Source organism: Roseivirga pacifica (genome assembly GCF_900111145.1).
Taxonomy (GTDB): Bacteria; Bacteroidota; Bacteroidia; order Cytophagales; family Cyclobacteriaceae; genus Roseivirga; species Roseivirga pacifica.
Window position 1 is genome coordinate 286,520 of record NZ_FOIR01000002.1, and the last position, 18,548, is coordinate 305,067.

General features: G+C 41.8%; 18 protein-coding genes. 9 read left to right on the plus strand and 9 right to left on the minus strand.

The annotated features are described in order from the left end of the window. Position 1 precedes the first annotated feature (1 nt). Genes BMW98_RS10130 through BMW98_RS10140 form a run of 3 tightly spaced genes read left to right on the plus strand, consistent with a single transcriptional unit; the run spans position 2 to position 2,039 of the window. On the plus strand, positions 2-685 hold the full coding sequence (locus BMW98_RS10130; RefSeq protein ID WP_090258473.1) for a MotA/TolQ/ExbB proton channel family protein: 684 nt from the start codon (positions 2-4) through the stop codon (positions 683-685). Next, the gene (locus tag BMW98_RS10135) at positions 685-1,074 is read left to right on the plus strand and encodes an ExbD/TolR family protein (RefSeq protein WP_090258474.1); all 390 of its coding nucleotides are present in this window, start codon (positions 685-687) and stop codon (positions 1,072-1,074) included. The genes BMW98_RS10130 and BMW98_RS10135 overlap by 1 nt, the downstream gene beginning before the upstream one ends. After that, positions 1,074-2,039 (plus strand): hypothetical protein, encoded by a 966-nt coding sequence (locus tag BMW98_RS10140; protein WP_090258475.1) that lies wholly within the window; start codon positions 1,074-1,076, stop codon positions 2,037-2,039. The genes BMW98_RS10135 and BMW98_RS10140 overlap by 1 nt, the downstream gene beginning before the upstream one ends. Here the strand turns inward: BMW98_RS10140 and BMW98_RS10145 are convergent, their stop codons facing one another. Next, positions 2,040-2,810 carry a head GIN domain-containing protein gene (locus BMW98_RS10145; protein ID WP_090258476.1) on the minus strand — a complete coding sequence of 257 codons (771 nt, stop codon included), beginning with the start codon at positions 2,808-2,810 and terminating at the stop codon, positions 2,040-2,042. Positions 2,811-2,933: 123 nt separating this feature from the next. Here BMW98_RS10145 and BMW98_RS10150 point away from each other — a divergent pair, with 123 nt between their 5' ends. The 3 genes from BMW98_RS10150 to BMW98_RS10160 are packed head-to-tail and all read left to right on the plus strand — an operon-like array spanning position 2,934 to position 5,473. Then, positions 2,934-4,169 (plus strand): bifunctional folylpolyglutamate synthase/dihydrofolate synthase, encoded by a 1,236-nt coding sequence (locus BMW98_RS10150; protein ID WP_090258477.1) that lies wholly within the window; start codon positions 2,934-2,936, stop codon positions 4,167-4,169. After that, positions 4,170-4,829 carry a tRNA (guanosine(46)-N7)-methyltransferase TrmB gene (gene trmB / locus BMW98_RS10155; protein WP_090258478.1) on the plus strand — a complete coding sequence of 220 codons (660 nt, stop codon included), beginning with the start codon at positions 4,170-4,172 and terminating at the stop codon, positions 4,827-4,829. Then, on the plus strand, positions 4,829-5,473 hold the full coding sequence (locus BMW98_RS10160) for a phosphatase PAP2 family protein (protein WP_090258479.1): 645 nt from the start codon (positions 4,829-4,831) through the stop codon (positions 5,471-5,473). The genes trmB and BMW98_RS10160 overlap by 1 nt, the downstream gene beginning before the upstream one ends. 113 nt (positions 5,474-5,586) lie before the next feature. Here BMW98_RS10160 and BMW98_RS10165 read toward each other — a convergent pair whose 3' ends face one another. The 7 genes from BMW98_RS10165 to BMW98_RS10195 all read right to left on the minus strand — a co-directional run bounded on the left by BMW98_RS10165 (position 5,587) and on the right by BMW98_RS10195 (position 13,273). After that, positions 5,587-6,198: a DinB family protein gene (locus BMW98_RS10165; RefSeq protein WP_090258480.1), complete on the minus strand. Its 612-nt coding sequence runs from the start codon at positions 6,196-6,198 to the stop codon at positions 5,587-5,589. 126 nt (positions 6,199-6,324) lie between these two features. Further along, entirely contained in the window at positions 6,325-7,428 is a 1,104-nt protein-coding gene (locus tag BMW98_RS10170; RefSeq protein WP_090258481.1) for a serine hydrolase domain-containing protein, read from the minus strand. Positions 7,429-7,588: 160 nt separating this feature from the next. Further along, positions 7,589-10,858 carry an amidohydrolase family protein gene (locus BMW98_RS10175; RefSeq protein ID WP_090258482.1) on the minus strand — a complete coding sequence of 1,090 codons (3,270 nt, stop codon included), beginning with the start codon at positions 10,856-10,858 and terminating at the stop codon, positions 7,589-7,591. A 228-nt stretch (positions 10,859-11,086) separates the two neighbouring features. Beyond that, complete coding sequence (locus BMW98_RS10180) at positions 11,087-11,380, minus strand: CBU_0592 family membrane protein (RefSeq protein WP_185116630.1); 294 nt, start codon at positions 11,378-11,380, stop codon at positions 11,087-11,089. 8 nt (positions 11,381-11,388) lie between these two features. Beyond that, the gene (locus tag BMW98_RS10185) at positions 11,389-11,871 is read right to left on the minus strand and encodes a MarR family winged helix-turn-helix transcriptional regulator (RefSeq protein WP_090258483.1); all 483 of its coding nucleotides are present in this window, start codon (positions 11,869-11,871) and stop codon (positions 11,389-11,391) included. Positions 11,872-12,006: 135 nt separating this feature from the next. Continuing rightward, positions 12,007-12,519, minus strand: a complete 513-nt coding sequence (locus BMW98_RS10190; protein ID WP_139177484.1) for a hypothetical protein — start codon at positions 12,517-12,519, stop codon at positions 12,007-12,009. A gap of 4 nt (positions 12,520-12,523) precedes the next feature. Beyond that, positions 12,524-13,273, minus strand: coding sequence for an NUDIX hydrolase (locus BMW98_RS10195; protein ID WP_090258485.1), 750 nt, complete (start codon positions 13,271-13,273; stop codon positions 12,524-12,526). A gap of 77 nt (positions 13,274-13,350) precedes the next feature. Between BMW98_RS10195 and BMW98_RS10200 the strand changes: the two genes are divergently transcribed. The 3 genes from BMW98_RS10200 to BMW98_RS10210 all read left to right on the plus strand — a co-directional run bounded on the left by BMW98_RS10200 (position 13,351) and on the right by BMW98_RS10210 (position 16,604). Continuing rightward, positions 13,351-14,367, plus strand: a complete 1,017-nt coding sequence (locus tag BMW98_RS10200) for an alpha/beta hydrolase (RefSeq protein WP_090259433.1) — start codon at positions 13,351-13,353, stop codon at positions 14,365-14,367. A gap of 10 nt (positions 14,368-14,377) precedes the next feature. Continuing rightward, positions 14,378-15,301 carry an alpha/beta hydrolase gene (locus BMW98_RS10205; protein ID WP_090258486.1) on the plus strand — a complete coding sequence of 308 codons (924 nt, stop codon included), beginning with the start codon at positions 14,378-14,380 and terminating at the stop codon, positions 15,299-15,301. A 166-nt stretch (positions 15,302-15,467) separates the two neighbouring features. Continuing rightward, positions 15,468-16,604: an acetyltransferase domain-containing protein gene (locus BMW98_RS10210; protein ID WP_090258487.1), complete on the plus strand. Its 1,137-nt coding sequence runs from the start codon at positions 15,468-15,470 to the stop codon at positions 16,602-16,604. A gap of 39 nt (positions 16,605-16,643) precedes the next feature. Here BMW98_RS10210 and BMW98_RS10215 read toward each other — a convergent pair whose 3' ends face one another. Continuing rightward, positions 16,644-18,524 (minus strand): glycoside hydrolase family 2 protein, encoded by a 1,881-nt coding sequence (locus BMW98_RS10215; RefSeq protein ID WP_222843626.1) that lies wholly within the window; start codon positions 18,522-18,524, stop codon positions 16,644-16,646. Positions 18,525-18,548 lie beyond the last annotated feature (24 nt).

Genomic DNA, 18,548 nt, shown 5'->3' on the forward strand with positions numbered 1-18,548 from the left:
TATGCTATTCTTTCAAGATTTAAGCACCCCTGCAGATACCACAGCGATTGATGCAGGTGGTGAAGGCATTTTGTCTTTTTTTGATTTATTGTTAAAAGGTGGATTTTGGTTAGTACCCTTGGTTATTCTGTGGGTAATGGCCATTTACATTTTCTTTGAGCGTTTAAGAAACCTTAATCGTGCAGCAAAAACACCTTTCGAGTTTATGGAGAAAATAAAGGAGCTGGTAGCCAATGGCGATGTTAATGGCGCCAAGTTACTCTGCTCTCAAACCGATAGTCCAATTGCCAAAATGATTGAGAAGGGAATTAACCGAATAGGTAGCCCACTCAAAACCATTGAGGCTTCTATTGAAAACGTGGGTAAAATTGAGGTTTATAAACTAGAAAAGAACCTATCGTTGTTAGCCACTATTTCGGGTGCTGCGCCAATGATTGGCTTCCTTGGTACGGTTTCGGGTATGATTCAGGCCTTTATTGCCATTGCGCAAGAAGAAGGTTCTGTAAGCCCAAAACTACTTTCAACAGGTATTTACGAAGCAATGATTACCACTGCAGCCGGCTTGGTTGTAGGTATTATTGCATACTTAGGTTACAATTACCTCGTTTCTAAAGTGCAGAAGGCTATTCACTACATGGAATATACTTCTATTGATTTTATTGACTTACTACAAGAACCGCAGTAATGGATATTAAATCGAAACATAAAGTAGAATCTAATTTCAGCATGTCGTCAATGACGGACATCGTGTTTCTGTTATTGATCTTCTTTATGCTTACGGCTTCTTTCATTACACCTTCTGGTTTGCCGGTAAACTTGCCAACAGCGGCCAGTTCTAGTCTGCAAATGCAAAAGAACAGCCTTACCATTACGGCCGATCTTAAGTATTACCTAAACGACAAAGAGGTCTCGCTCAATAATTTGGAACGAGAATTGCGTGCTTTAGTAGGTGACAGCGAGGGAACATTGAGCTTGAATATTGACAAGTCGGTTCCTACTGGCGATTTTGCCAGAGTAGGTGGCATAGCAGCCAAATTAAAGCAGAAGACGATTTTAGTGACAAACCCAGAGTAATGTCAAACCAAGAGCAAAAAGATAAGCGATTTAGCATGACGATGTCGATCATCGTTCATGGTTCGCTTTTGCTTATATTCTTCTTTTTGGTGGCTTGGAAAGAACCCGATCCGCCAATTCCTGAATACGGCATCGAAATTAACTTTGGTCAGCAAGACGTTGGCGGTGGCAATACCGAACGAGAGGCCGAAGCAAAGATTGAAGATACCGTAGAGGAAGAAGCGCCTGATAGCGAGGTGGAAACCGAAGAGGTAGAGGAGATAGTAGAAGAAACTCCTGAGGAAGTAATTGAAGAAGTTACTGAACCTGTAGAAGAGGTAACTCCGCCAGTTGAAGAAACCGAGCCTGAACCAGTAAAAACCGAAGAGGTAATTGAAAAGCCAGTTACTACGCCCGAAAAGGCTGAGGTAAAGGTGGAAGAGCAACCTAAAAAGGAAGAGGTTAAGCCGGTTGAAGAGAAGAAGGAGGAAGCAAAACCCGTAGAAGAGAAAAAAGTAGAGGAGAAGCCAGTTGAAAAACCGAAAACAGTTGATCAGCGGGCGATTATGGGAGGTAAGAAAACGAATAACAATACTACAAACCCAGCCTCTAACAATCAGGGAGACGACCCTGACAAAAAAGGTAACGCTGGTGATCCTGAAGGCAAAAAGGAAACCAAGGGCAAAAGCCCAGGCGGTGCCGATTTAGGTGTAAGTTATAGTTTAGATGGCTGGAAGTGGCAAAGACCGCCAGCCGAAAAAGACGACTCACAAGTAGATGGTGTTATTAAGTTCGCTATAGAGGTTGATGATAGAGGTAAAGTGTTGAGCGTTTCAGAACTTCCTGGAGGTTCAATTAGTGATAAGACAATTGTAGAGTTTTATAGAAAGCAGGTAATGGAGCTTTCATTTATTCAGCTCGATCCAAGTAAATCACCTGCAGCTATATCTAAAGGAGAAGTGACCTTTATAATAAAGACCAACTAATCAGTTGGTCTTTATTATTTTACCTGAGCCTGTTACGCGTGTGTTTACCTGCGGATTTCCTTTATAGCTAATATCTCCAGATCCTGTTAATCTTACCGTAAGTTTAGTTTCTGCATAGGCAGATATGTTGCCAGAACCGGTTAAAGTCGCATTAACTTCCTTACTAGTTAAACCAAATCCGCTAAAACTTCCAGAGCCACTTATGGCTACATCTAGCATATCTGAAGTGCCATTGAATTGAATATCAGAAGAACCCGTAATAGTTGCGTTAATGCTTCCCGCACTTACTTCATTAGCGTTTAGGTTGCCAGAACCTGTGGCATAAACTTCCAAATTTGAAAATGTACCACAAAGACTAAGGTCGCCTGAGCCTGAAAGTACCACTTTCAATTCTTCAGCTTCAAAACAGTTTTCGGTTTGTAATGAACCAGACCCTGTGAAGCTCAGCGAGCTAAGGGCTGTGGTATAAATGGTGATGTTGATAATACCAGAACTGTTAATGTTTGAACGTGTACCGAGCTTCAATTCATTGCCGTGAATATTCACTTTGATTACATTAAATAGGTTTTCGTGCGCTTCAATTACCACTTCAGGGTTTTCGGTTACCTGCACCAGTGTCACTTTTGCTGGTAAGCCAATATTTACTTTTTCAAAGTCACCTAAGGTGTAGGTTTCAGTTACAACTGGTCCGCTAGGACTAATTCCATCCAAATCGCACGATGAAATGGACAATGTAAATAATGCGATGAGTAATAGTGTTTGCTTTTTCATTTGAGTATTTTGTTAACCTTCACCCTAATGACGTGACTCAGGCTAAACACACGTACACTGCTCCTAAAAAACTTTAAAGCCAAGTTTGAATTACATTTATCCGATTACCATTAATTTCGCATTATGAACTATTCAGAAGTATTGGACTTTCTTTACAGTGCGTTACCTATGTATCAGAAGGTAGGCAAACCGGCATTTAAAAAAGACCTTTCCAATACTAAGGCATTGTGTAAGCAGCTGGGTAATCCAGAGCAGAAGTTCAAGAGCATACATGTAGCCGGAACCAACGGAAAGGGCAGTACTTCACATATGTTGGCGGCTGTTTTTCAAGCCAATGGCTATAAAGTGGGGCTTTATACCTCTCCACATCTTAAAGACTTCAGAGAAAGAATTAAGATAAACGGAGAAATGATGCCTGAAGAAAAGGTTGTGGGATTTGTAATGAAGAACCGTGACTTTATCGATGAGTTAAAGCCTTCATTCTTCGAAATGACAGTTGGGTTGGCCTTTCAGCATTTTGCCGAAGAAGCAGTAGATATTGCCATTATAGAGACGGGCCTAGGAGGTCGCTTGGATTCAACCAATGTTATTACGCCAGAAATCTCCATCATTACCAATATTGGTTTCGACCATATGGATATGTTGGGCGATACAAGAGAAGCTATTGCTCGAGAAAAAGCAGGCATTATTAAGCCAGGAGTTCCGGTTGTAGTGGGAGAGTCTCACCCTGAAACGGATCATGTTTTTAGAGCCACGGCCATAGATCAAGGCTCGGATATTTTCTTCTCTCAGGCCTATCAAGAAGTGTTGACCGAACTATGGGAAACTGACCTTGGCAATCCATATCAAAAGGCCAACCTTACTACTGCCATGTCGGCTGTATTTGTTCTGAAGAATTTGCTTAACTGGCCACTCGACCGGGATAAGTCCAAAGAAGGGCTTAAAAATGTAGTTAAGCTAACCAACTTTAAAGGGCGTTGGCAAAAGTTAAATGACAAACCTTTAACCATCTGTGATACAGGTCATAATAAAGAGGCGTTTGAATATATAGTTCCTGCTTTAGAAGGGCTAAGTAGTGGTCGGTTGTTTATGGTATTGGGCTTTGTTAAAGAAAAGAAGGTATCAGAAATACTATCAATGCTACCTCAGAATGCTTATTTGATCTTTTGTCAGGCTAAAATACCTAGGGCTTTTCCGCTTGATGAGCTAAAAGCTGTAGTAAACGAGCATGGTTTAGGAGCTGAGTACATTAGTGATGTAAATGAAGCGATAGATTGGGCGAACACATTGGCTAAACCAGAAGATGTGATATTTGTGGGAGGAAGCACCTTTGTGGTAGCTGAAATTGAGAATTTATAAATGGGGAGATCTAAGTTGAAAAGGTTTGCAGAAAACCTTGAGAGAGAAAACATACTACAAGACGACAAACCGAATTTCGATAAGCTTAAGGGGAACTGGAATAAGGCGCATTTTAAGAATGACTTGCCGTTGATTGTAGAACTAGGCTGTGGCAAAGGGGAGTACAGCGTTGGGCTAGCGGAGCGATTTCCACAAAACAACTTTATAGGGGTTGATGTAAAAGGCGACAGGCTTTGGGTAGGAAGTACTGAAGCCATAGAAAAGGGGATTGATACCGTTGCTTTTTTACGTGCTCAAATTCAGCAAATTGATACGTTTTTCGATGAGGACGAAGTGTCTGAGTTCTGGATAACTTTTCCTGATCCCAGACCAAAAAAGCGTGACATTAAACGCAGGCTTACAAGCCCACGCTTTCTTGAAATGTACAAGAAGCTTTTAAAGCCTGAAGGGATTGTCAACTTTAAAACAGACAACACAGCGCTGTTTGAATACACTTTGGAGACACTTCAAGAGCGAAAAGATATTAAAGATCTGAAGTTTACTTTCGACCTATATAACTCCGATTTGCAAGAGTATACGTTCGGGATTAAAACCACTTTTGAGAAGAAATACCTAGAGAAAGGTGTAGAGATTAAGTATATGCAGTTTAAGTTTGCCTGATGCAGTCGAAGCCACACGTTTATTTCATCGTTCAGTTATTTACGGCAGTTTACCTTTTTGCTTTTGGAGTTTACCTAATGATGTCCAATCATGGTGACTTTGTGCTGTTGGTAAACGAATATCATACACCATTTTGGGATGTTTTCTTTAAATACTGGACCTATCTTGGCGATGGGGTAATGCTTGGTGTAGTGGCGCTCATAATGCTTTTCATCAACTATTATAGGTTCTTCGCTTTTCTAATTGCCATTGGCTTTCAGACAGTGTTTGTGCATATTTTTAAGCAGTGGCTTTATGCAGGTGAGCCACGGCCTAAAACTTTTTTTGCTGACTCTTTGGATCAACTCAATTTTGTAGAAGGGGTAGTTGTAAGAGGCTTTGATAGTTTTCCTTCAGGGCATACGGCATCCGCCTTTACCTTGGGCTTTTTTCTAATAATGATCTGTAAAAATAAGTGGACACAGGTGCTCATTCTTGTGGCTACCATTTTGGTAGGAATATCACGGGTTTACATATTACAACACTTTGGTCGTGACATCTTCTTTGGAGCTATTTTCGGTATCATTTCAGTACTACTCGGCTTCTACCTAATGCGTAATAAGGCCGACAGCCCTAAACTTCAAAAGGGGCTTTTGAAGCGGTAAGGAGTTTTTGAACTACTACCGGTCGTGACTTTTAAATTTCTTTCTCAGTAGAATTAATAGAACATAAAAAAGCCCGCCATTATTGGTGGGCTCTCTGTTGTTTGAATTAATGCTTATTGTTTCGGGAAACCAGGACTGGCAATCACTTCTTTCATTTGGTTAGTATGACGCTTAACATGACCGCTTATAAATAATACCGCCTGATAAGCGTCAATAGTACCAACTGGAGTTTGCGCATATCGATTACGAAGGTCATCATCGGTGTTCTTCATCCATTTTGCATGCTCAGCTCGGAGGCTCTTAAACTCCTTCATTACTGTTTTAAAGTCTTCTGGTTTATTTGTTGGCTCAAAAGGAGCTTGAGTTTGTACTTTTTGTTGTCGGCTTTCTATCATGCCTAAAAGCATCCTATCTTCCACTTGTACCTCTGCTCTTTTAGAAGGGTCTGGTGCAGTTTGCAAAGCAGTGGTTACAAATCCAGTCCAAATCGTTTCTTCAGAAATGGCCATATGCTTTAGACATTCTTCTACAGACCAAGTATTAGCGTCTGGTTTATATGCTAATTGCTCCGCGCTCAGCCCTTTAGTAGTTTGCTCAACACCTTTGGTCGCTTCGTCCATATATTTTATGGCGAAGGCTCTTTCTTCTTTGGTCATAGGAGACTGAGCAAATGAACTTGCACTCATACCAAGACCAATCAATAGGGTAAATAGTCTGATTCTCATAATGATTAACTTTAGTGTCTTTTGGTTTCGCTTTTATGACGTGATGAAAGCCTTGACGGGGACATTTATGAGAATAATTTACAAAAAAATCGTTTAATGGTTCTTAAGGTGTTGTCAACCTATTGGTTAATCTTTTACTATTTCCTTAAGAAGCTTCTTAACCGTTTTATTAAGCAGTGTGGGTGTTTTAGGGCCACTGTTGTTGGTTATTATGGAAATGCCCAGTTTGTATTTTGGGAAAATGTAGAGCCAGTTTTGTGTGCCACTGGTGCCTCCATGATGATTGTATGATGTACCATACTTGTCTGTCCAAACATTCCAGAAATAAGCTACTTGGGCTGTTTTTCCTCTCGCAAATAGTTCCCTGTGCGATTCGGACACTATAGGGTTTTCGCTGTTCAATTGTAAGGCCATGTATTTTAGCAAGTCTTCCATATTGGTTTTAACGCCACCAGCAGTTCCCCATAGTGTATTCAGTTGATTGGGAGATTGCTGCTCATTATTCATCCAATAACCTTTGGCCAAATTCTTCTGTTCAGTGCTTAGCTGAATGCCAGTGTTCCTCATCGTTAGTCTACTCAGAAAGGCCTCTTGCAAAAGCTTATCTAAATTCTGTCCATAAATGGTTTCTAAAATATAGCCTAGAAGTTCTGCGCCAACATTGGAATAGGCATATTCATTGCCTGGTGCTTGTTTTAGTGGAACGCTTTCAAGGTCTTTAAGGAACTTGGCTTTGGAATAGTGCTTTTCAATTTCGAGGTATTTTTGAGGCACATCGGGCGAAAGGCTCTCAAAAAGTCCGTTCACATCTTCGGGTAAAAACATGGGTAAACCACTGGTGTGTGTAAGTAAATGCTGAATGGTAATTGGCTTTTCATTAAATGCCAAGTTATCATAACCGGCAGGTAAGTATTGAGTCACCTCATCGCTTAAATTGAGTTTATTGTCAATTACTGCTTTGGCCACTAAATAACCGGTCATGGTTTTACTCACCGATCCTATTTCATAAATAGTTTGGTCGGTTGGCGCTACATCTTGCCCTTTAACCAGCGATCCAAAATGTTGCGTATAAGTCTGTCCGTTTTTATAAACGCCTATCGAAACAGAGGTGATGTCTTTATGTTTTAAAAACGCTTCACCCTGCTTTGATATAGCTGAATTAATTTGATCTGCCTGCGCTAAAGTAATTATGGGAATAAGGCTTAAGAGGAGAATGAGTGCGTGTTTCATTTGATCACTTTTTCTTGGTAGCTAGGCAATTATAAGGCCAAAAGATCAGTGGAGTTGGTTTAGTAAGGTAACCACTTTAGCGCTTAACGTGAGCATTTATAGGTATAAAAAAACACCTCCCAAATCGAGAGGTGTCTTTTATGCTATAAGCTATGGCTTGCTATTTTTTAACGCCCGGTACATTTTTAGGTACGGCATCTTGCCACCAAAGTTTAGGCAGTGTTTTTTGCTCAGGGTAAACTTCATTAAGCGTATTCGCTTCATAAAGTCTGCCGTTGAACATCACATGACTGATGTCTTTGGAGTTCTTGATATTGTCGAGCGGGTTAGAGTTTAGAATTAGGATATCAGCAAGTTTGCCAACTTCCAAACTACCCAAATCGGTATCCAAACCAATGGCTTCGGCACCCAAAATTGTGGCACTTCTCAATGCATCGTATTCGGTCATTCCGCCAGACTGAACCGCCCAAAGTTCCCAGTGGTAACCTAGGCCTTGTAACTGTCCGTGGCTACCAACACCTACACGGCCACCAGCTTTAAGAATATCGTTGGCAATGCTCGATTGCTCCACAAAAACATATTCTTCTTCCATAAACCACCCTGCATTCCTTCTTCTTGAACGTGAGTCCAAATTCCAGTGAGGCATAAAATGATTCAACTTCGGGTCGTCATGTGGTCTTTCTGTGGCGTAGTAGTAATTCTCCGTCCATGGGCCACCATATGCCACTAAAAGGGTAGGCGTATAAGCCGATTTAGAGAAAGCTACCATGTCAATCACATCTTTGTAAAGCGGGAAAATAGGGAAGGAGTGCTCTTGGCCAGGATAGCCATCAATCATTTGTGTAAGGTTGGCTTTAAAGTCCAGTCCACCTTCAGTTGTTGGCATGATCTGCTGTTCTTTGGCCGCCTGAATAATCCATTGACGTTGTTGGCGATTCCCGGCACCATACATTTTTATGGTTTTGGTGTCGTAGTAAGCACTGTAGCGTTTCATTACTTTTCGTGCGTGCTCTTGACTGCTCACATTTTCACTGCTGAAAATACCTGGGCCAGTAGAGTAAATGCGTGGGCCAATAAGCTTACCTGCAATTACTAAATCACCGTAAGTCAATACATCAGTTGTGGCCGTTTGCGGGTCGCGAGTAGCTGTTACACCAAAAGCCAAGTTTGTAAGATATGGCCAGAATTCGCCTCGGTGCAAGTTAACCGGATGCCTGAAGTGCGAGTGTGTATCAACAAAGCCCGGTAGAATGGTCTTTCCGGTCATGTCCATTACAGTGGCTTTTCTACCTGCTTCTAAGTTCTTCCCAATTTTTACAATACGGCTGTTTTCGATTAGAATGTCTGTATTCTCTAATACCTCATTGTTTTTCATTGTAAGCAAACGGGCATTTTTAAGCAGAATAGTGCCTTTTGGTGTATCTCTTTTCGCCTTTACTTCAATGCGACTTTCTACAGGCTCGTAGTCCTTAGGTTCGTCTGTCTTTTCTTCACCTTCTGCTTTTTCTTCATCCTTAGCAGCTGCTTTAGCTGCGGCAAAGTCCTTAGCATCTTGAAAGTTGTAAACTACATGCGCATTGCCAATTGCCCAATGAATTTGTGAGGCGTCCCAAGCCCAAGCAGGGAATTGCCCACCAATGTCAGTCAATTGTTTGGCAGGAAAGGCGGCTCTGTCTGGATTAGCAACCGAAATGCTTGGCGCCTCATCGCTAACTTGAGGAACAGTAACCACAAACAAGTCGTTCACCACGCCCACCAAAGCTTGGTCGCCTTCTGGTGCCATTTCATAGAAAGAAGCTCTGGCGCCACTTCCGCCACCGGCAGATGATTTGCCGCGTACTTCCAAATGATTTTGCTCGTCAGTACCATCCCAACGAATGGAGGTTAAGCCTCTAAAACCTGAAAGGTAAATACGGTCTGATCCTTTTACGAAGTGAGGATTGCTACGGCCATTGGTAAAAGTGATGAAGTTATTACCAGAACCGTTAGCGTCAATCCAAACAAGGTCGCTGGTGCCTCTAAAAGCAGTACGTTGCAATGCACTACGGAAATCTTCTGGCTGGCCTTTAATGGCTACAATTTTGGTTCCCTCATTGTTCCAAACAGGGTTTTGATAAACTCCCGGCTCTTGATTGAGTTGTGTAAGGTTTCTGCCATTCGGACGGATTTTGTAAAGTTTTCCGCCATCAGCTTCCCAAGTTACAAAAGCGATCCACTCGCCATTTGGTGACCATACAGGCTCTGCTTGGGTTTCTTCCAAATCAACTAGTTTCTTTGGCTCACCATTTGGTAAATCCATTATGTACACCTCGTTCAATGCAGTAAACACCATTTGCTTACCATTTGGTGATGGTGCAATGTCTCTGATTTGCGTTACCACAAACTCTTCATCGTCAGAAATTGGGTAGTCGAACTCAAGTAATGGTCCAAGTTCGATAGAGGAATTTACGCGAAAAGGAATTTCCTCGGCCGCCTTAGTATTTACATTGATCTTATGGATTTTTCCACCATACGAAATTACAATGTGTTGATTGTCTGGAGTCCAAGAGAAGCCAGGTAGAACATCGCGCGATGCACGAGATTCCTGATCATCGTGTTGAATAGGGTAGGCCAACCAACTTTCGTCACCTGTGGCCAAGTCTCTTAGGATAAGCCCCGTTTGGTCATCGTGGCGCGTACCATAAACCAACCATTTGCCATCGCTGCTTGGGGTAGGGCGAAATGCCGATCCATAGCGAGAGGTTTGTGTAAGTATTTCACCGGTTACGCGGTCGTATTTGCCAATTTGGTACTGCGGCATTGGGGCGTTGTATGTCCATGAACCATTTCTTCGAGAGAACCAAACATAGCGTTCGTCTTGGCCAAAAGCGCCTTCTAGCATTCTAAGGCTGCTTGGCTCATCCACTAAAGCAGTTCCTGAACCACCATCAACATGGTAAAGCCAGATTTTGTGCGAGCCACGGGCTTGCTTAGAGGCAATCATGTATTTGCCATCTGGAACCCACTCTGGCGACTGGTAAGCATTGGCATTGCCTTTTGTAATTTGCTTGGTCTCTTTGCTTTCAAGTTCAACTGTCCATACGTTTTCACCTCCGGACTCATCAGAGATAAAGATTACTTTGGAGCCATCAGGGCTAAAGCGTGGTTGAGAATCGAATTGCATGCCTTCTGTAAGTTTGACGGCATCGCCACCACTTATCGGTATAGTGTACAAGTCGCCCAAAAAGTCGAATACAATTGTCTTTCCATCAGGGCTGACATCTAGTGAAATCCATGAGCCTTCCGTTAAGTCGAAGTCAAAGGTTCTGGCTGCTTCGAGCGGTAGGTCTTTTTTCTTCTTTTTATCAGTTTTAGTAGTGTCTTGTTCTTGTGCATTCAAGCCGAAACTCGCTAAGAGTATCAGTGCCAGGCACATGAATTTAGTTGTCATTCGCATGATCGATAGGATTGTTGTTTCGAAAGCAATTACGCACTTATGCAAAGTTGGCAAAACGGTTTGCTTTAAGCGGTGCGGTTATCCCTTACCTAAGTATTTATGACTGTAAAACGGTTTGAAAAGTGGGCTGCGATCTGCTCGTGTTTCTTGCTTTTTATTTCGAGTGGGGAAAATGCAGGGTGGCAGGAAAGAGCCTGTCCAATAGAACAGGCTCAGGAGGGGTTAAATAAGTTTCTTGGTTACCTTCTTATATCGATTGGCTTTCTTTTTTCTTTTAAAGAAATGTTTGTTGGCCCTGTAAATAGAAACTAGGGCAATGCTGCTCCAAATAACGTTGGTTACAAAGGAGGGCAATACCATGTAAAATAGACAGTTAATGGCAATGAGAATTGCCCCTGTAAGGTTTAAATAGCTGCAAAACGCACTAAAATCTCTTCCCTTTGATAAGGTTAGTGCGTAGGACAGGACAACCATAAATGATCCCAGCCAGCCCGAAATGTCTACCCATAATTTCATGTTTTGTTTCAGTCGTTAAGAAGTTTAACCATCCTTTCTTTAAAATTTTCTGTTGATATGTTCTTTTCCACTATTGTGAGTTGTTCCAATAGTGCAGTGTTACTTTCTAGTAATTCTTCCAATGCTTTGTTGCCGGCTTGCCAATATGCATCCAGCTTAGGAAGTTGGCGTTTGGCTTTGTCCGTAAGCTGTAAATAGAACTTTCTGTTGTCCGTCTCATCCTGAACGGAGTCGATGTAACCATTCTTCTTCATTTTGTTTACCATGCGAATAATAGAAGGGTGGCTAAGGTGCAGCATAGCGGCCATATCCATTACAGTGAGGGATTCATGCTTTTGTAATAGCATAAAGATCATGTGCCAATTAGGCTCAATATCTACCCCGAATTCCTTATAAAATTCCTTAGTTTGATAAACAAAAAGGTCGCTTAGGCGCTTCAGCCTTCCGGTTAATCCGGGGTAGCCCATTTCTATCAGAAAGTCGTTTTCCATCGCTCAATTTTTGCAAAGTTAAGCAAGAAACGTAGCATGCTACATATTTGTTCCTGAATTTAATTTTTTATTGCTCTATCAGGCTGAATGAATGTTATAAATGGTCGCTTGAGGTAAAGCTTTTAGCGATTTGTACTAATCTGACGCGGAACCGTAGATAAAGTACCAATTGTCTTGGTAGGTGAATAATAGCCGAAATGCCCAAAAAACGGGGTAATCAGGAATGCCTATATCTGATCTGTATTCAAATAATTGGGAGTTAGTGTCAATTGATTTATTGAGTGCCGATTTGTACGCTTGAGCAGTTTTCGAAATGGCTTTTTCATACGCCTCATTCGTTTTAATCCCTGAGCTCGTATTACCGCGGTATTCCAAGCCAGTGTCAATGCAGTTCCAGAATCTGTTTAGCTCAATTGGTTTAGCCACCTTTTGAAGGTCTTCTGCTTTAGGAAATGTTTTCTTGAATAGTACATCGGCTTTATCCAAGTTTTTGGCTTTGCCGAGCGATACAAACTCAAAAGTAGTTTGGTAATTTATGCCAACCAGCAAGTACTCGAGCTCGGCAGTATATTGTTCAATGGCTAGAATAGCGCGCTGTTGCTTAGGAAGAAAAGTCTTTTTTATTCGGTGAAAAAATCGTGACATCATATCATTACCAGCCCATATTCAATCCGGCCTGACTGGCCTTTTTATAAGCGCTAACGTCAAACTCATAAAGGGCAGGGGCTTTGTGTGCCACTCCAGTTCTAAACTTTTTAGTATCCTTTAGAATACCGTAGCTCAATATCTTCCGTCTAAAATTTCTACGATCCAGTTGGGTCTCCAAAATGGTTTCATACAGTGCTTGCAATTCAGACATTGTAAACTGATTTGGTAACAGGTTTAATCCGATTGGTTGATAACTTAGTTCTCTTTTCAAAGCTTTGTGAGCCTTCTCCACAATTTCTTGATGGTCAAGCATGAGTGGTGGCAGGTCATTCACAGAGCACCATTCGCAAGCTTCTGAGATTGGACCAGGAACAGGCTCTTTTACTTGAGAGTATTCTACCAAAGCGTAAAAGCCAATAGTAACAAAGCGCTGGTTGAACCAATCAAACAGATCTTCGGAAATAAGCCCTTTGTCGATTAAAAACTTAGGGTGATTTGGGTCGTTTCTGGCAATGCTACCGAATGTATGAAACTGCCTGAGAAAGATGTCGGTGAGCCCTGTTCGTACTTCTAACGTGTCTATAGCGGCTTTTTCTAGGTCTTTGTTTTTATCTACAAAACCACCAGGCAATGCCCAAACGTCTACTCCTGTAAGTTTTAGGAGCAATACTTTGAGTTCATTTTCATGAAAACCAAAGACTACACAGTCAATAGCTAGGGAAGGTACAAATGATGCTGTGTCTATTTCAGCCATAAAAGATTTCGGTGTAAGACTTCCAAAATTAAACAATTGTAATTTATCTTAGTGTCATAATGACGCAAAGAAAGATAATGAAAAACTTAATAATACTATTGGTCATACTCACGGCTAGTATTTCGGTCAACGCTCAAGATACGAAGCACGCATTTAAAAAAGCCGAAGATGTAGTTTTTGCATCACCCGAAGGGTTCGATTTAACGATGGACATTTACACTCCGGAAACTGGCAAATCGGCTTATCCCGTTTTGGTCATTATTCATGGGGGCGGTTGGCTTATTAACAATAAGTCTATTATGGACGAAATGTCGGCTTATGTAGCCAGCCATGGTGAGTATGTGGTTTGCAACATTAACTACAGACTGTTGGGTGACCAAGACAATACGGTAACAATTAATGAGATTGTAGAAGATGTGTTTGGTGCCGTATTGTGGGTAAAAGACAATATTGGCGAATATAAAGGCGACCCGGCCAAGGTAGCATTAACGGGCGACAGTGCTGGCGGACACCTTACCGAAATGGTAGTAGTGGCTGGGGATAATCTCAAGTCGCACGGTTTTAGCAAAGCACCTTATGGTTTTAACCCAAGTTACTTGCCAAAAGGCAAAACAGCAGAGCAAGTTGCTGCAGCCAATGGTTTAGCTGTTCAAGCGGCTATCCCTAGCTACGGAGCATTCGACATGGTGGCAGCTGCTAAGGGCAGTTTTGAAAAGGACGCTAACTTCTTTTGGCAAATGGGTGGAGCCAAAGCAAGAGGGCTTTTTGGTAACGAGTACAATGTAGAAGATAATTTGGCCATGTATAAGGCCGTTTCGCCAACCTATTTGGTACCAAATGTTAGCGATAAACAGCTGCCGCCTCAGTTCTTTCATGTTGGTAGTGAAGATACTACCACGCCACCAGTGGCTGTAAAAGCATATTTCGACAAAGTGAAAACGGCAGGTCAATCTGCAGAGTATTGGTTGTACGAAGGCAGAAACCATGCTTACCTAGATTCTGGCGCTAACGAATTTTTAGGCAATAGTTTTGAAAAGGATGCGATTGAGCCTTTAAACCGAATGATCAAATTTTTAGATAGCGTATTTTATTAAATAACTGATAATGATTTTTTTAAGAAAAAGATTAATGGTTGTGCTGCTGGTTTTTCAGTGCAGCATGCTATTGGCACAGCAAGGTACAGTAGACACCTCAAAGTCTATTCATAGCGAGATTTTGAATCGCGATATGCCTTATTCCATCTACTTTCCTCCAGGGTATGAAGCATCAGATAGGCCGTACCCGGTATTGTACCTTTTACACGGTATGACGGGTAATTACTTAGACTGGTCAACAAAAGGAGAAACGCGCTCAATAGCAGATGCTGTGATAAACGATGGTGCAGCCCCAGAAATGATTATTGTAATGCCTGATGGCTTATTTGACGGTTTTTACATCAACAATTATGACAAGTCGATTCGTTGGGAAGACTTCTTTTATGAAGAGTTCATTCCTCATATAGAAAAGGAGTACCCAATTTTAGCCAACAGAAATAATAGAGCTATCGCAGGATTGTCAATGGGTGGCTATGGTGCTTTGTATCATGGAATTAAGCACAAGGATATGTTCAATTCGGTGTATGCCATGAGTGCTGCTGTAATTGAAAGAGAGCCGCTTAAAAAGGGAGAGGAGCTCAATGAGTTTGACAAACAGTTTGCGCTTAAGACTTGGGGGCCAATAAACGATGAAGGTTATCCTGAGAATTTCAAAGCCCATTCAATTCAGGAGATGTTTAAAGCCAGGGATCCGTATAAGGCGCCTAGCTTTGGTTTTATGCAAGGCCCAGCACAAACACCACTGCCCAGCATTTATTTGGATTGTGGCGATGATGATTTCTTGATTGAGCAAAACACCAACCTTTTGCACATTATGAAAGGGAAAGGTTACCCGCTAGAGTTTAGAGTGCGCAATGGTGGCCACACTTGGGAATATTGGCGCACAGCATTGCCAATTGCCATGGAATTTGTAGGTGACAAATTTAGAAACTAGATATAAATGAGGTACTAATTTTATGATTAGTATGGTTGATAAAGGCAGCTCAAATGAGCTGCTTTTTTTGTCTGTAATCGTTTGTCATAAATAATGATGGTATTGGTGATGCACGTGATTGTTAGATCTATATTTGCATCGTTGTTGCAGAATTGATGGTGTTTGAATGATGGCTAAAAAGAGGATTTCTTCGATTGATATTTTACGTGGGTTGGTAATGATGATCATGTTGGTTGATCATGTGCGAGAAAGATTCTTTTTACATGAACAAGTACTAGACCCAATGGATGTGAGTGAGACAAGTTCCGGCTTGTTTTTTACGCGTATGGCTGCGCATTTATGTGCGCCAATATTTGTGTTTCTAACCGGATTGTCTGCTTGGTTATATGCAAACCCAATTGGAAAGCCTGCCCGATCGGCTAGTCAGTTTCTTTTAAAAAGAGGACTATTCCTTGTGTTGCTAGAGGTCACTGTGATTAACTTTTCTTGGTTTGGCCGTTATGAAACCCTTTACCTTCAGGTAATCTGGGCGATAGGTTTGAGCATGATAAGTTTGGCTTTGCTATGTAAACTGCCTAGGTGGTGCATTGGCCTTTTGGGTTTAGCAATAGTGTTTGGCCACAATGCTTTGAGTTTTGTTTCATTTACGCCAAATGAAAGTGGCTATGCACTTTGGACGATACTACACGATAGGGGCTACCTTGTATCTGAAGGTTGGTTGCAGGTTAAGATTTCCTATCCGGTATTGCCGTGGATTGGTGTGATCTTGCTCGGTTTTTTTGCAGGCCCATTGTTTGGTTCTGGCTTTTCAGCTATGTTAAGAAAACAGTGGTTAATAGCACTTGGTACAGCTTGTTTACTGCTTTTAATCCTCCTAAGAGGGTTTAATATTTATGGAGAAACGCTGCCGTGGCAGGAGTATGACTCGGCTGTAGTTACGGCTATGTCCTTTTTCAATTTCACCAAATATCCGCCATCATTAGACTTTTTACTGCTAACGCTCGGCATAGGCTTTTTTACTTTGCACTGGTTCGAAAATAGGCCAGCTAAGTGGATGGATGTTTTAAAGAATTATGGTGCTGCCCCTATGTTTTTTTACATCCTACACTTGTATGTATTGTTGATAGCCTATCAGGCTTGTGTTGGTGTTTTTGGTACCAATAAGGGAGCTTACTTTGGAGTGGATTCGCTTTGGCAGGTTTGGGCAATAGCGCTAGCGTTAATTGGCATACTATATCTTCCCACAAAGAAATTTGCCGCATATAAGCATAATAGCAAGGCAAAATGGATCAAATATTTTTAGAATTAAGGCGCCAAAGTGCTGACGCCTTAACCCTGTAAATTACTGTTTTGCTTTCTCTTGATAGAACTTCTCTAGTACAGAAAAGGCCATTTTCTTTTCTCCTTTTTCCGAAAGAAGACCTTTACGGTTCCAATTGTCTTGAATGCCCGGTAGCACTCTTCTCGGTGAGCGGAAGTCCATCAATATCCACGGAGAGAAACCCTGTAATTGCTCAATTCTGTTCAGCATTTCGATGGTCTCCTGGTACAAATAAGCCTGATATTCTTCAGACCAACGGGTCATTTTATCGGCATGGAAACCATACTTAGCACCTGCGCCAAATTCCGAGACAAGTACAGGCTTGTCAATGTCAATGTTCCATTTTACCAAGCGAGGGCTTTCTGGTGTACCTCCGTACCAGCCGGTGTATTGGTTAAAGCTCAATACATCAACCACCTGCGCATAAGGATCGTCAATGCTGCGAATATTGCCGTCATTCGGATCGTAGCTCTGCTCCAGTGCCGCACTAATAAGTCGAGTAGGATCGAGGCTGCGGGCTTTCGTTGCCAAACGAGTAAGGAAATCGTTGCGTTCGGCACGTACCGGAGTTTCGTTGGCCATAGACCAAATAATGGTAGCCGCACGGTTTTTATCGCGCTGAATCATTCTTGTAAGCTGCGCTTCTGCATTGGCATAAGTTTCCGAGTTTGTCCAATCAATTGTCCAGTAGACCGGAATTTCCTCCCATAACATAATGCCCATTTCATCTGCCAAACGAACCATGTGTTCATTGTGTGGATAATGGGCAAGTCGTACATAATTGCAGCCAAGTTCTTTGGCATAGGTCAGCAGTTGCTTTGCTTCGGCTTTGGTACTTACCCGGCCACCGCCCAGCTTTTCTTCATGAATGGAAATTCCTCTGAGGAATACTGGCTCGCCATTTAGCACAATCTTTTGACCTTCGGTTTGAATACTTTTAAAGCCAATTTGATCTTCTAGCGAATCATCTCCGGACTGGATTATGGCCTGATAAGTTTTAGGAGATTCGGGTGACCAGAGGGTCATTTTTTTTGCTCTAAAATTGAATGTAGCAATACCTTGAGCATTTGTAGTCAAGCTTTCTTTTACCTTAAGTTCAGGTATTTCAATTGATACAGGCTTGCTAGCAACATCATTACCTGTGAGTGTTACGCTACCTTGCACCGTTTTGCTGTTCATATCTTCCAGCACAAACTGATAGTCTTCAATAAAGGTGTTTGGTGTTGACACGAGCTTAACATCACGGGTAATTCCTCCATAATTCCACCAGTCGGTGTTAAGGGTTGGTACGGCTTCTTTTGCCCTTTTATTATCAACTTTAACTACCACAAAGTTTTCCTCTTTTAGTTGGTCAGTCACTTCGTAATGGAAAGGAGTGAAGCCGCCAACATGAGTGCCTAACTTTTCACCATTCAAATAAACCTCGGCTTTATAGTTTACCGCCCCGAAGTATAGAAAGTAGCGCTTTCCTTCTTGCTGGCTGTGGCTAAAAGACTTTTTGAACCAAACGGTGCCTTCGTAATAAAATAGCTTTTCATCGGCCGTATTCCAATCAGTTGGAATGTTCATGGTTGGCGATTCGTCAAAATTGTATTCGATCAAATCGGTTTTGTCCAAAGCTTTGGAATTCATAAAGAAGGCACTTCGTGAAGGATTTTCCGACTGATCGAAAGGCTGGTAACGATAGTCGTAATAGCCATTTTCGTATGGGTCTACAATGTAATGCCAGGCTCCGTTTAGGCTTTCAAAATCACGCGCATATGCATTGTGCAATACGGCTTGTTGAGCTCTTGCGCTGTTTAGAGCTATAAGGGTTAAAGCGATGGTTAATGCTTTCGTGCTAGACCAAAGCGTGCGTGCTAGCGCCATGCAGTTTGCTAGACTGAATTCAGTTTTTTTCATGAAGAAGTAAATCGGTTAATTAAT

Coding starts and splice junctions, on each gene's coding strand:
- BMW98_RS10130 (WP_090258473.1), top strand. CDS start 2: ATGCTATTCTTTCAAGATTTAAGCACCCCTGCAGATACCACAGCGATT.
- BMW98_RS10135 (WP_090258474.1), top strand. CDS start 685: ATGGATATTAAATCGAAACATAAAGTAGAATCTAATTTCAGCATGTCG.
- BMW98_RS10140 (WP_090258475.1), top strand. CDS start 1,074: ATGTCAAACCAAGAGCAAAAAGATAAGCGATTTAGCATGACGATGTCG.
- BMW98_RS10145 (WP_090258476.1), bottom strand. CDS start 2,810: ATGAAAAAGCAAACACTATTACTCATCGCATTATTTACATTGTCCATT.
- BMW98_RS10150 (WP_090258477.1), top strand. CDS start 2,934: ATGAACTATTCAGAAGTATTGGACTTTCTTTACAGTGCGTTACCTATG.
- trmB (WP_090258478.1), top strand. CDS start 4,170: ATGGGGAGATCTAAGTTGAAAAGGTTTGCAGAAAACCTTGAGAGAGAA.
- BMW98_RS10160 (WP_090258479.1), top strand. CDS start 4,829: ATGCAGTCGAAGCCACACGTTTATTTCATCGTTCAGTTATTTACGGCA.
- BMW98_RS10165 (WP_090258480.1), bottom strand. CDS start 6,198: ATGAGAATCAGACTATTTACCCTATTGATTGGTCTTGGTATGAGTGCA.
- BMW98_RS10170 (WP_090258481.1), bottom strand. CDS start 7,428: ATGAAACACGCACTCATTCTCCTCTTAAGCCTTATTCCCATAATTACT.
- BMW98_RS10175 (WP_090258482.1), bottom strand. CDS start 10,858: ATGACAACTAAATTCATGTGCCTGGCACTGATACTCTTAGCGAGTTTC.
- BMW98_RS10180 (WP_185116630.1), bottom strand. CDS start 11,380: ATGAAATTATGGGTAGACATTTCGGGCTGGCTGGGATCATTTATGGTT.
- BMW98_RS10185 (WP_090258483.1), bottom strand. CDS start 11,871: ATGGAAAACGACTTTCTGATAGAAATGGGCTACCCCGGATTAACCGGA.
- BMW98_RS10190 (WP_139177484.1), bottom strand. CDS start 12,519: ATGATGTCACGATTTTTTCACCGAATAAAAAAGACTTTTCTTCCTAAG.
- BMW98_RS10195 (WP_090258485.1), bottom strand. CDS start 13,273: ATGGCTGAAATAGACACAGCATCATTTGTACCTTCCCTAGCTATTGAC.
- BMW98_RS10200 (WP_090259433.1), top strand. CDS start 13,351: ATGAAAAACTTAATAATACTATTGGTCATACTCACGGCTAGTATTTCG.
- BMW98_RS10205 (WP_090258486.1), top strand. CDS start 14,378: ATGATTTTTTTAAGAAAAAGATTAATGGTTGTGCTGCTGGTTTTTCAG.
- BMW98_RS10210 (WP_090258487.1), top strand. CDS start 15,468: ATGATGGCTAAAAAGAGGATTTCTTCGATTGATATTTTACGTGGGTTG.
- BMW98_RS10215 (WP_222843626.1), bottom strand. CDS start 18,524: ATGAAAAAAACTGAATTCAGTCTAGCAAACTGCATGGCGCTAGCACGC.